The organism is Rhizobium sp. 3T7, assembly GCF_020166565.1.
Lineage (GTDB): Bacteria > Pseudomonadota > Alphaproteobacteria > Rhizobiales > Rhizobiaceae > Rhizobium.
Genome location: NZ_JAIQXS010000006.1, coordinates 211,671 through 223,729 on the forward strand (window position 1 = coordinate 211,671; position 12,059 = coordinate 223,729).

11 protein-coding genes are annotated in these 12,059 nt (G+C 59.6%); 5 read left to right on the forward strand and 6 right to left on the reverse strand.

The window, feature by feature from the left end; translation table 11 throughout:
- The first annotated feature begins 41 nt into the window (after nt 1-41).
- A complete protein-coding gene (locus K9B32_RS11750) occupies nt 42-680 on the forward strand; it encodes a LysE family translocator (RefSeq protein WP_224562107.1) in 639 nt (212 codons plus the stop codon).
- 14 nt (nt 681-694) lie between these two features.
- Here K9B32_RS11750 and ispG read toward each other — a convergent pair whose 3' ends face one another.
- From ispG to K9B32_RS11765, 3 genes are all read right to left on the reverse strand, one after another.
- Nucleotides 695-1,945 carry a flavodoxin-dependent (E)-4-hydroxy-3-methylbut-2-enyl-diphosphate synthase gene (ispG, locus tag K9B32_RS11755; protein ID WP_224562114.1) on the reverse strand — a complete coding sequence of 417 codons (1,251 nt, stop codon included), beginning with the start codon at nt 1,943-1,945 and terminating at the stop codon, nt 695-697.
- Between the two features lie 98 nt (nt 1,946-2,043).
- On the reverse strand, nt 2,044-3,237 hold the full coding sequence (locus K9B32_RS11760) for an MFS transporter (protein WP_224562116.1): 1,194 nt from the start codon (nt 3,235-3,237) through the stop codon (nt 2,044-2,046).
- A gap of 52 nt (nt 3,238-3,289) precedes the next feature.
- Nucleotides 3,290-4,072 carry a DeoR/GlpR family DNA-binding transcription regulator gene (locus K9B32_RS11765; protein WP_224562118.1) on the reverse strand — a complete coding sequence of 261 codons (783 nt, stop codon included), beginning with the start codon at nt 4,070-4,072 and terminating at the stop codon, nt 3,290-3,292.
- A 245-nt stretch (nt 4,073-4,317) separates the two neighbouring features.
- On the opposite strand from K9B32_RS11765, the gene K9B32_RS11770 reads away from it, so the two are divergent.
- The 4 genes from K9B32_RS11770 (at nt 4,318) to K9B32_RS11785 (ending at nt 6,993) form a co-directional block, all read left to right on the forward strand.
- Nucleotides 4,318-5,091: an amino acid ABC transporter substrate-binding protein gene (locus K9B32_RS11770; protein WP_224562120.1), complete on the forward strand. Its 774-nt coding sequence runs from the start codon at nt 4,318-4,320 to the stop codon at nt 5,089-5,091.
- Nucleotides 5,092-5,160: 69 nt separating this feature from the next.
- Nucleotides 5,161-5,304: a hypothetical protein gene (locus K9B32_RS11775; protein WP_224562124.1), complete on the forward strand. Its 144-nt coding sequence runs from the start codon at nt 5,161-5,163 to the stop codon at nt 5,302-5,304.
- A 250-nt stretch (nt 5,305-5,554) separates the two neighbouring features.
- Nucleotides 5,555-6,235: an amino acid ABC transporter permease gene (locus K9B32_RS11780; protein ID WP_224562126.1), complete on the forward strand. Its 681-nt coding sequence runs from the start codon at nt 5,555-5,557 to the stop codon at nt 6,233-6,235.
- Complete coding sequence (locus K9B32_RS11785; RefSeq protein WP_224562127.1) at nt 6,232-6,993, forward strand: amino acid ABC transporter ATP-binding protein; 762 nt, start codon at nt 6,232-6,234, stop codon at nt 6,991-6,993. Before K9B32_RS11780 ends, K9B32_RS11785 begins: the two co-directional genes overlap by 4 nt.
- 21 nt (nt 6,994-7,014) lie before the next feature.
- Here the strand turns inward: K9B32_RS11785 and K9B32_RS11790 are convergent, their stop codons facing one another.
- From K9B32_RS11790 to K9B32_RS11800, 3 genes are all read right to left on the reverse strand, one after another.
- Complete coding sequence (locus tag K9B32_RS11790) at nt 7,015-7,575, reverse strand: NADPH-dependent FMN reductase (RefSeq protein WP_224562128.1); 561 nt, start codon at nt 7,573-7,575, stop codon at nt 7,015-7,017.
- A gap of 75 nt (nt 7,576-7,650) precedes the next feature.
- Nucleotides 7,651-11,115: a pyruvate carboxylase gene (pyc, locus tag K9B32_RS11795; RefSeq protein WP_224562129.1), complete on the reverse strand. Its 3,465-nt coding sequence runs from the start codon at nt 11,113-11,115 to the stop codon at nt 7,651-7,653.
- A 115-nt stretch (nt 11,116-11,230) separates the two neighbouring features.
- Nucleotides 11,231-11,971, reverse strand: a complete 741-nt coding sequence (locus tag K9B32_RS11800; protein ID WP_224562130.1) for a helix-turn-helix transcriptional regulator — start codon at nt 11,969-11,971, stop codon at nt 11,231-11,233.
- Between the last annotated feature and the right edge of the window lie 88 nt (nt 11,972-12,059).

Here is a 12,059-nt window from a genome sequence, read left to right on the forward strand (position 1 = left end):
AAATCGGGCCAATATTCAACCGATCGAACAAGAGACGCAAGATGCATGAGATCCTGACCTATCTACCGCAGATCCTGCCTGCCTACGTCGCTTATTTGATCGCCGTCATCAGCCCTGGCCCGGCAATCATGGCAATCGTGTCGACCTCTATGACGCATGGCCGAAAGGCGGGCATGACCATCTCGCTCGGCATCTTCGCCGGCTCGTTCACCTGGGCCTGCGCTGCCGCACTCGGCCTTGCAACCATCCTCCAGACCTACGCCATGGCGCTGGAGATCCTGAAGATCTTCGGCGGCCTCTATCTGCTCTACCTCGCCTACAAGGCCTTCAAGGCTGTTCGCGCCAACGATGAGCTGCCGCAGACTGTCGTGCAAAAGCGCCTTACGATACCGGCCCTATTGCTGCGCGGCTACGGCATTCACGTCACCAACCCGAAGGCGATCTTCGCGTGGCTGGCGATCATCGCGCTCGGAATGCCGCAGGGCGCCCCGGCATCTGTCGCCGGCCTGATAATCGGCATTTGCATGACAACGGGATTCATCATCTTCATGGGCTATGCAGTGCTCTTCTCGACACCGCACGCGCTGAAGATCTATCAGAGCCTGCGACTCTGGATCGAAGGTGCCATGGCAGCCTTTTACTGCTTTGCAGGTTTAAAGCTTTTGACCAGCCGAATCTGACCCAGCGCCGAGGACTACTCGGCGGCCGTCTTCTGCCCGAACCGCTTTTCGATGTAGTCGATAACAAGCGCCTCGAAGTCTGAAGCGATGTTCGGCCCGCGCAGGGTCAACGCCTTCTGGCCATCGATAAAGATGGGCGCTGCTGGCGTTTCGCCGGTGCCTGGCAACGAAATGCCGATGTCGGCGTGCTTGCTTTCACCAGGCCCGTTGACGATGCAGCCCATGACCGCAATGTTCAGAGCTTCGACGCCCGGATATTTTTCGCGCCAGACCGGCATGTTTTTGCGAATGTCGTTCTGGATGTTCTGCGCCAGTTCCTGGAAGACGGTCGAGGTCGTGCGGCCGCAGCCGGGACAAGCGGCCACGACAGGGATAAACTGGCGGAAGCCCATCACCTGCAGCAGTTCCTGGGCAACCTGCACTTCGCGCGTCCGGTCGCCATTCGGCTCCGGCGTCAGCGATACGCGGATGGTGTCACCGATCCCGTGTTGCAGGACATAGCCCATGGCAGCCGACGAGGCGACGATCCCCTTGCTGCCCATCCCGGCTTCGGTAAGACCGAGGTGCAAAGCATGGTCAGAGCGTTCGGCGAGCATCGAATAGACGGCGATCAAATCCTGTACCTGGCTAACCTTGGCCGACAGGATGATCCGGTTGCGCGGCAGGCCGATCTCTTCGGCCAGATTGGCCGAAATCAACGCGGACTGAACGATCGCTTCGCGAGTCACCTGGCGCGCCGAAAGCGGTGAGCCAGCCGCGGCGTTCTGATCCATCAGCGCCGTCAGCAACTCTTGATCCAGCGACCCCCAGTTCACACCGATGCGCACCGGCTTGTCGTAGCGGATCGCCATCTCGATGATATCGCCGAATTGCTTGTCCTTCTTGTCCTTGAAACCGACGTTGCCCGGGTTGATGCGGTATTTCGCCAACGCCTCGGCACAAGCCGGATGATCGGCAAGAAGCTTGTGGCCAATATAGTGAAAATCACCGACCAGCGGCACGTCCATACCAAGGCGCAACAGCCTCTCGCGAATCTTCGGAACCGCAGCTGCACTTTCGTCGCGGTCTACGGTAATACGGACGATCTCCGAGCCCGCCTTGAAGAGGGCCGCCACCTGGGCAACCGTTGAGTCGATATCCGCCGTGTCGGTATTTGTCATCGACTGAACGACAACTGGCGCGCCACCGCCCACGATGACGCCGCCAACATCGACGGCGACGGATGCGCGGCGCGGTTTCGGATCAAAATCTGCAGCAGAAGACATATAGAGTTCTTGAACCCCTAAAATTCGTGTCTTTCAGGTGGATCATGCCTGCTTTGTTGTCAACCCGCCCCGCGCATCACTTTTGTTTGGAGCTGGGCTCAGTGACCGCCGCCTGAAATACCATCGGCATAGCGCGCCAGGTTCGAGAACAGCAGCACGACGACAAGCAACACCGGTAGCGCCATGAAGACCACACTAAAGCCGACGTGCTCGGCGACGAAGCCGATCGCAGACGGCGCAACCAGCATGCCGGAATAGCCCATTGTGGTGACGACCGACAGGCCGATACCAGCTCTGAGGCCCGGAACATTGCCGGCGGCCGAAAAGGCGATCGGAACCATGTTTGAAATCCCGATCCCGCAGAAGGCGAAGCCGAGGATCGCAATTTCTGCGTTGAGAGCGAAGGCGGCGAGGAGCATGCCTGATATGGCAAACAGCGTGCAGATCCGAAGCGTCGTCACCCCGCCGAGCCGGTCACGAACAAGATCACCACCAAACCGCATGATCGCCATGGTGAGGGAGAAGGCCGCAAAGCCGAAACCGGAGACGGCGACCGATGCGCCCAGTTCCTGACGCAGATAAAGCGCGCCCCAATCCAGCACGGCGCCCTCCGGAACCATGGAAAAAAGTGCCATGAGACCGAGCAGCCAGGGCAGCGGCGTGAGCGGCAGTCGCAGCTTTTCCTTCTTTTCGTCGGGGTGTGGTTGATCGGTTAGGATCATCGTCCACGCGATTGCGAGGAACATCACAGCCAGCACGGTTGCGATCTGCGCATGCCAAAGCACGCCGAATTCGGCAATCAGCAAGCCGCCGAGACCTGCACCGATCAACCCCCCCAGGCTCCAGAAGGCATGGCAAGAAGACATGATAGCGCGCCGCATCGATTGCTCGACGGCTACCGCGTTCGCATTCATGGCAACGTCCATCGCGCCGATAAAACCACCGAATAGAAAGATCGAGATTGCCCCGGTCAAGACGTTCGGCGACAGCGTCAGCGCAAGCAGGGAAGGCAACAGGCAGACCGCAGCAACCTGCGCCACGCGCTTCGAGCCGTAGCGTGCGATCTGCGTTCCTGCGATCGGCATCAGCATCAGCGAACCGACGCCGAAAACCAGGATCATCAGTCCGAGTTCGAACTTACTGAGTTGCAGGCGTTCGGCGAAATCCGGAATCTTCGGCGCCCAGCAGCCGACCAGAAAGCCGTTCATCAGGAACAGCAGCGAGACTGCCGCCCTGCCTCTGGTCACGAAGCCGCTTTTGGCGATCGTTGTCACGCTCACTCGACTATCCATGTCTCTTCCCAATATGCCTCGGCGACGGAACCGGTCCGCGCCCGATCTTGAACTATGTTTTCGCCGTCTCGCGGGCCACGATCGTCTTGCAGCCGCGTTCGCGATATTGCGCCAGCATGGCCGGATCGGCGTTGCTTTCGACCACCAGACACGCGCAATGCGCCACAGCGAGAACGCCATGCGGCGCAGCGGTGGCAAATTTTTCTGAGGTCACCGCAACGAGGGCCTTCCTGCTTCGCGACGCCGCAAAACGCTTGAACTCGGCATCCTCGAACCCGAAGGTCGTAACGCCTGCTGCCAGATCGATGCCGCAGGCGCCGAGCACGCAGAGATCGGGGGACAGCGACTCCATGTCCCGCATGGCCTTCGCACCAAGCGCACCACCAACCTGCCGATCGAGCAGACCGCCGATAAGGATGACATTGACCAAAGGTTTTTCGAGCAGCGCGGCAGCGATCGCCGGCGCGTTCGTGGCCGCAGTCAGCGCCATGTCGGCGGGTAGCGCCGCAGCGATGGCAAGATTCGTGCTGCCGGCATCGAAGAAGACTGTCGATCCGGGTGCTATCTGCGAAACGGCAGCAAGTGCCAATGCTTGCTTGCGATCGCGCGCAACGCCCATGCGGTGGTTGAGGCTGGTGCTGGCGGGTGAAACTGGCAACGCACCGCCGTAAACGCGCTCGCAAAGGCCCGCAGCTGCCATCTCGCGAAGATCCCGACGCACCGTATCCTCGGACACGCCGAACTCCTCCGCCAGTTCGGCGGCAAGGACACGGCCGTTGATCTGCAGCTTCCGCGAAATGGCGCTTTGCCGCTCCTGCATGAGAAGTTCGTTCATGTTTGTGCCGGTTTCGTCGATCTCGTGATTAATCAGGCAAGAACATGCATAAACAAATGAGATTGCGCAAGCAAGGCGCGCGCCATGCACGTTTCGTCACGCTGCGAAACAACGCCCACCGAAATCGTGAGAAATGAGAAAAATATTCGCACCTGCCGATTTTCTTTGCAGTTTTCTACGCTTCTTCTCAAATGCTTTTCTGCGATTTTCCATGCATCGATTACATCTGGTGAACTGGAAAAGACATGAACCTCCTAAAGACCATCGCCGCCGCCGCACTGATCCAGGCCGCCGCGCTCCTTCCTGCCATCGCCGGCGACAACCTCGCGGCCATCAAATCATCAGGCGTCTTGAAGGTCGGCACCGAAGGAACCTATGCTCCGTTTACCTTTCATGACGCGAGCGGCAAGCTGGTCGGCTTCGACGTGGAGATCGGCGAAGCGGTTGCCGCCAAGCTTGGCGTCAAGGCGGAATTCGTCGAAGGTAAATGGGACGGCCTGATCGCCGGTCTCGATGCGAAGCGCTACGACACAGTCATCAACCAAGTCGGCATCACCGAGGCGCGCAAGCAGAAGTATGACTTCTCCGAACCCTACATCGCGTCGAAGGCAGTCCTGATCGTTCGCGATGGCGACGACAGCATCAAGGGTTTTGCAGACCTCAAGGGCAAGAAGTCGGCTCAGTCGCTGACCAGCAACTTCGGTAAGCTCGCCCAGGAGTCCGGCGCCGAACTCGTCGGCACCGACGGCTTCGACCAGTCGATCCAGCTGGTGCTGACCAAGCGCGCGGACGCAACAGTCAACGACAGCCTTTCCTTCCTCGACTTCAAGAAGCACAAGCCGGAAGCTCCGGTGAAGATCGTGGCAGAGCAGGAAAATGCCGATTATTCCGGCATCATCATCCGCAAAGGCGAGCCGGAACTGCTGGAGGCGATCAACAAGGCACTGGACGACATCAAGGCCGACGGCACCTACAAGAAGATTTCCGACAAGTACTTCGGCCAGGACGTTTCGAAGTAAGCTGAAAGCCATCGAACAGGGGCGGAGCTTTTGTCGTCCCTGTTTCTATGCCGTCGAATCGACGTGATCATGCTGGCTGCGGTCGAGATTCATGCGCTGCCTCATCATGCGATCAATCCTTTTCCGCTGTCGGATCTCGGACCGGATGGCCAGGATAAGCGCTCCGACGACGATGAGCAGAACGGCGCGGAAAACCCAAAGGGGCGCCGGTAGGACCAAGGAGAGCGACTATCAGGCGGCCGTTTCTCCCGCCGTCGACAGCGCCGACAATGATCAGGCCCGCAACCACCGCTGCAAGGGTGGCATACAATCCGAAGATCAAGCGATTTCTTCTCATAGTGGTGAGAGAATATAACCGCGGGATGAAAAAAGCTCTACGCGATCTGCTCTTGCAGGAAGTAGCCTGCCAAGAGTATCTCCCAAAGCACGCAACGATCGCGTCACTAGAACAGAGAGAACACCCGTGCCGCACTGGTTTCAACTGATGGCGGAGTCGCTTGGTCCGCTCCTCTGGGCCGGCCTGATCTTCACGATCCCGCTGACGCTCCTGTCATTCGCATTCGGTCTCATCCTTGGATTGCTCACAGCAATCGCGCGACTTTTCGCACCTGCGCCGATCGTCGCCATCGCACGGTTCTATGTCTGGGTGATCAGGGGCACACCACTTCTGGTACAGCTCTTCGTCATCTTTTACGGCTTGCCGAGCGTCGGCATCCTGCTCGACGCGTTTCCGGCGGCGCTGATCGGCTTCACCCTCAACATCGGTGCCTACAGCTCCGAGATCATTCGCGCCGTTATCTCCTCCGTGCCGAAGGGGCAGTGGGAAGCGGCCTATTCGATTGGCATGAGCTGGCGTCAGGCAATGAGCCGCACGATCCTGCCGCAGGCTGGGCGCGTTGCGGTGCCACCGCTCTCCAACACATTCATTTCGCTGGTGAAGGACACCTCGCTTGCCGCCGCCATTACGGTGCCCGAGCTGTTCCAGGCGGCGCAGCGCATCGTTGCGACCACTTACGAGCCACTGATCCTCTACATCGAGGCCGCATTGATATACCTTGCTTTGAGCTCCGTCCTGTCCGCGCTGCAAGTCCGCCTCGAGCGTCGCTTCGCGCGCTACGGCGGTATGCTGGAGGCGAACGCATGATCGAGCTTTCACATATCGAAAAGCGCTTCGGCGACGCCGTCATTCTGAAAGACATCAGCATCCGCATTCCCGAAGGCAGCGTTACGGCACTCGTCGGTCCGTCAGGTGGCGGCAAGAGTACGCTGCTGCGCTGCATCAACCTGCTGGAGATCCCGACAGCAGGCATGATCCGCCTCGGCGACGAGAAGCTGAGCTTTGCGCCAGGACAGAAGACCGGCTGGCAGGCGATCCAGAAGATCCGCCGGCAGACCGGCATGGTATTCCAGAACTTCCAGCTCTTTCCACATCAGACAGCCATCGAGAACGTGATGGAAGGCCTCGTCACCGTCTTGAGGTGGCCGAAGGAAAAGGCACGGGAGCGGGCAATGGAACTGCTGACGAAGGTCGGCATGGCGCACAAAGCCGACGCCTGGCCTTCGACGCTCTCGGGTGGCCAGCAGCAACGCGTCGCAATCGCCCGCGCGCTCGCCCCGTCTCCGCGCGTTCTTCTCTGCGATGAACCAACCTCGGCGCTCGACCCAGAACTTTCCGCCGAAGTCGTCGATGTTCTCGGTCGTCTCGCCAGCGAGGGCACGACAATGGTGATGGCGACGCATGACCTGCGCCTCGCCTCCAAGATCGCCAATGACGTCGTCTTCCTCGAGGCCGGCAGCGTGGTCGAGACGGGAAGCGCACGGAACATCTTTACGGCGCCGGAGCGCGAGCGCACCAAGCGCTTCATCTCGACGATCAACGCCGCCCACACCTACGACATTTAGGCACGGGCGGCGGTTAGAGCTTTAGACCGCGCGCGCCGCCTTCAGCGCTTTGCCCCACCAGACAAGCTGGTCGAGCTGGTTCTTGGCGGCCTCGACAAGGTGTGCGTAGTCGTTCAGACTCTTTCCGTTCTTGGCAACGGAGAGATACTCCGGGAAAGAAATGTGAACGCCTGTCTTCACGGAAACGGCGCTCATTTCGACGAAGATCAACCGCAACTGCTCGACCGCACGCGCGCCACCGACACCGCCGTAGCCGACGAAGGCAACCGGTTTATGGACGAAATGACCGAGATCGATCGCATTCTTGAGAACGGCCGTCGGCGCATGGTTGTACTCGGCGGCCGTGAAAATGTAGCCGTCGAACTCGAGCAGCTTCTTCTTCCAGCGCTCCGCCGTTTCATTCTGGGATTCAGTTGCGCTTGCCTGTCCGAGGAAGGGCATCGGGTAGTCCAAGAGATCGAGAACTTCGACCTCGAATTCGGGGCGGCTTGCGGCAATCTGGGCAATCCACTTGGCAGGATGATCTGCAAAACGGCCAATTCGCGTGCTTCCGATGATGACGGCAATCTTGAGCTTACTCATATCAAACCTCTCACGAAATATATAAGAGCGGCCCGAAGCCCCGAAGGCCGCCCTTTTTTGTCGTTCGAATGTCCGTCAGCCGGCATAGCTGACTAGCAGATCCTTGGCATCGATCTGATCGCCCGCCTTGACGAGCACTTCCGCAATCGCACCGTCTTTTTCGGCGTGGATTGCCGTTTCCATCTTCATCGCCTCGATGGAGACGAGCACGTCGCCGGCATTGATCGCCTGACCCGGCGAGACGAAGACGCGCGAAATGACGCCAGGCATCGGCGCGCCGACATGCGCGGCATTGCCCGGCTCCGCCTTGCGGCGAGCCGCAGCACCGGTCGCACCATGCGCGCGATCCGGAACCTTGATGCGGCGCGGCTGGCCGTTGAGCTCGAAGAACACCGTGACCATACCCTGGCTGTCCGTTCCGCTCATCGCCTGATTGACGATGACGAGCGTCTTGCCCTTCTCGATGTCGGCAAACAGTTCCTCACCATCAGCCAGACCATAGAAATAGGCCGGCGTCGGCAGCACGGAGACCGGGCCGTAGGTGTCGGAGGCCAGCGCAAAATCGGTGAAGACCTTCGGATACATCAAATAGGAAGCGAATTCGAAGTCGCTGACCTCACGCTCCAGCTTGGTCTCGATAACTTTGCGCTCAGCATTGAGATCGGCGTCGGCAAGCAGCGAACCCGGACGCACCGTATAGGGCGCGTCGCCCTTCAGTGCCTTCTTCTGCAGCGCTTCCGGCCAGCCGGACGGCGGCTGTCCGAGATCCCCCTTCAGCATGGAGACAACCGATTCCGGGAAGGAGACTTCCTTGTCGGCGCTAACGACGTCAGCAACTGTCAGGTCCTGCGACACCATCATCAGCGCCATGTCGCCGACAACCTTCGAGGACGGCGTCACCTTGACGATGTCGCCGAACATCTGGTTGGCATCGGCATAGGCCTGCGCCACCGCATGCCAACGGGTTTCGAGGCCGAGCGAGCGGGCCTGCTCCTTGAGATTGGTGAACTGGCCACCGGGCATTTCGTGCAGGTAGACTTCCGATGCCGGTCCCTTGAGGTCGCTTTCGAAGGCCGCATACTGATGACGCACCGCTTCCCAGTAGAAGGAGATGCGGCGGATCCATTCGGGATCGAGACCGGGATCGCGTTCGGAGCCACGCAGCGCCTCGACAATCGAACCGAGGCAGGGCTGCGACGTATTGCCAGACAGCGCATCCATCGCCGCATCGACGGCGTCGACGCCAGCATCAACGGCAGCAAGAACCGTTGCCGCTGCAATGCCTGAGGTGTCGTGCGTGTGGAAATGGATCGGCAGGCTGGTCGCGTCACGCAGCGCCTTGAACAGGACTTTGGCAGCCGCCGGCTTTAAGAGGCCGGCCATGTCCTTGAGCGCGATGATATGCGCACCGGCCTTTTCGAGTTCAACGGCGAGGTCCGTGTAGTACTTGAGATCGTACTTCGGGCGGGCGGAGTTCAGGATATCGCCGGTGTAGCAGATCGCCGCTTCGCACAGCTTGTTTTCCTCGGCGATCGCGTCCATCGAGACACGCATGTTCTCGACCCAGTTCAGGCAGTCGAAGACACGGAAGAGATCGATACCACCAGCAGCCGCTTGCCGGACGAAGTATTTGACGACGTTATCGGGGTAGTTCTTGTAGCCGACGCCGTTTGCGCCGCGCAGCAGCATCTGCAAAAGCAGGTTTGGTGCGGCTTCGCGGACGAGTGACAGACGCTCCCACGGATCTTCCGTCAGGAAGCGCATTGACACGTCGAAGGTCGCACCGCCCCAGCACTCCAGCGACAAGAGGTTCGGCAGGGCATGCGCATAAGTGCCGGCGATACGGGCGATGTCATAGGTGCGCATACGCGTCGCAAGCAGCGACTGATGGCCGTCGCGCATTGTCGTATCTGTCATCAGGATGCGCTTTTCATTGCGCATCCACTCGCCGAACTTCTTCGGCCCAAGCTTATCGAGAAGCTGCTTGGTGCCGTCGGGAACGCCGTTGCCGTTGGCGTAGGGCACGATCGGTTCTGCGATATCTGCCGATGGCTTCGGCCGATCCTTGGCTTCCGGATGGCCATTGACTGTGACATCCGCGAGGTAGGTCAGAAGCTTGGTTGCGCGGTCCTGTCGCTTGACCTGCTGGAAGAGCTCCGGCGTCGAGTCGATGAAGCGCGTGGTGTAGCTGTTATCCCTGAACTTCGGATGCGTGATGATTGCTTCCAGGAAGGTCAGGTTGGTGGCCACGCCACGGATACGGAACTCGCGCAGCGCGCGGTCCATGCGGGAAATCGCTTCCGAAGGATTCGGTGCCCAGGCCGTGACCTTGACCAGCAGCGGATCGTAGTAACGGGTGATGATCGCGCCGGAATAGGAGGTGCCGCCATCGAGGCGGATGCCGAAGCCGGATGCCGAGCGATAGGCGGTAATACGGCCATAGTCCGGGATGAAGTTGTGCTCCGGATCCTCGGTGGTGATACGGCACTGCAGGGCGTGGCCGTTGAGGCGAATGTCTTTCTGCTCGGGCACGCCCGATTCCGGCGTGCCGATCGCAAAGCCGTCGAGGATATGGATCTGTGCCTTGACGATGTCGATGCCCGTCACGACTTCGGTGACGGTGTGCTCGACCTGAATGCGCGGATTGACTTCGATGAAGTAGAATTTGCCGGTATCGGCATCCATCAGATACTCGACCGTGCCGGCGCCGATATAATTGGTGGCGCCAGCGATCTTCAGCGAATAGGCCGCCAGTTCCTGGCGCTGCGCCTCGCTCAGGTAGGGAGCGGGCGCACGCTCGACGACCTTCTGGTTGCGACGCTGGATCGAGCAGTCGCGCTCGAAAAGGTGAACGACGTTGCCATGCGTATCGCCAAGGATCTGGCTTTCGACGTGGCGGGCACGCTCGACGAGCTTTTCCAGATAGACCTCGTCCTTGCCGAAAGCGGCCATCGCCTCGCGCTTGGCTTCCGTCACCTCGCGCGCCAGGTCGGCTTCCGAGCGAATGACGCGCATGCCGCGCCCGCCACCGCCCCACGAGGCCTTCAGCATCACAGGGTAGCCGATCGCTGCCGCCATGCGGGCGACTTCGGCCATATCGTCGGGCAGCGGCTCGGTTGCCGGCACCACAGGCACGCCGACCGAGATTGCCAGATTGCGCGCCGCGACCTTGTTGCCGAGCTGGCGCATGGTGTCGGCCGTCGGGCCGATGAAGATGATGCCGGCCTTGTTGCAGGCATCAACGAATTCCGGGCTCTCAGACAGGAGGCCATAGCCCGGATGGATCGCATCGGCACCGGAAAGCTTGGCGACGCGGATCACCTCATCGATCGACAGATAGCTCTCGATCGGCCCGAGATCGCGGGCAAGATGGGGCCCACGGCCGACCTGATAGCTCTCGTCAGCTTTGAACCTGTGCAGGGCCAGTTTGTCTTCTTCCGCCCATATCGCGACCGTTTTTATCCCGAGCTCGTTGGCCGCGCGAAATACGCGGATGGCAATTTCCGAACGGTTGGCAACAAGTATCTTGGAAATGGGCAATGCTGTCTCCTCACGGCATCGAAACGGGCAATGCTGCACCCGCGAAGAGAAGTCTTAACGCGCTGTCACGGAAAGTTCAATTTCTGGAACCGACCTAAATAGAATTTCTCTAAGACTAGGTGATGAGCCCATGCCGGAAGGCGACAGCGACTGCATGCTGTCTGTTTTTTGCTTTCAACTTGTCTTGCAGGCCGTTCATGTACCAGTCGACGGTGTGGTTCGAAATCTTGAGACGCTTGCCGATTTCCACGGAGGTCATGCCTTCGGCAAGATACTGAAGTATTTCCATCTCTCGGCGCGTCAAGCGCGTGTCGACGCCGGAAACTTCTTCAAGTGCCGGAGCCTCCCCCTTGAGATCAAGGAGCCGCCAGAAAACCTTTCGAGCGACGGCGCCAAAAAGCGAGATCTCGACAGGAGAAAGATCCACGGGCGTTCCGCCTACGCTCATGTTACCGAGGATGCCGTTTCGGCCATGGATAGGGAAAATGTAGCCGTCCTTCAGGCCATGGCTATGGGCGTCGGCCATCATTTGCTCCATGCGCCGGTGATGCGGATCCTTGCGGAAAGCCGTCAAGCTGTCCTTCCAACGAAACGGTCTTTGCGCATGTGCGAGATAGCGCACCGTCGGGTCGGTCAGAACGTATTTCTTCGAAAGATAGATTTGTGCCCACTTCTCTGGCCAATGGCCGGCAAACATAAGGCTGACTGGATCTTCAGTCGCTCTGAGATGCCGCATAAGGCCATAATACTGGAAGCCATAAGAGTGAACGACGTGCTCGAGCTCCGCGATGACGCCTTCCGCTTTCCGGCATTCCTCTAGAACAACAAGCAATTGAATTAACGAATGAATATTCACCAAAACGCCCCCACCCAATTGGGCTTCACATTGAATAGTAACAGCCAATAGGCCATGCCCCGATGGCGGGGCGCCTTTCGATGCAATC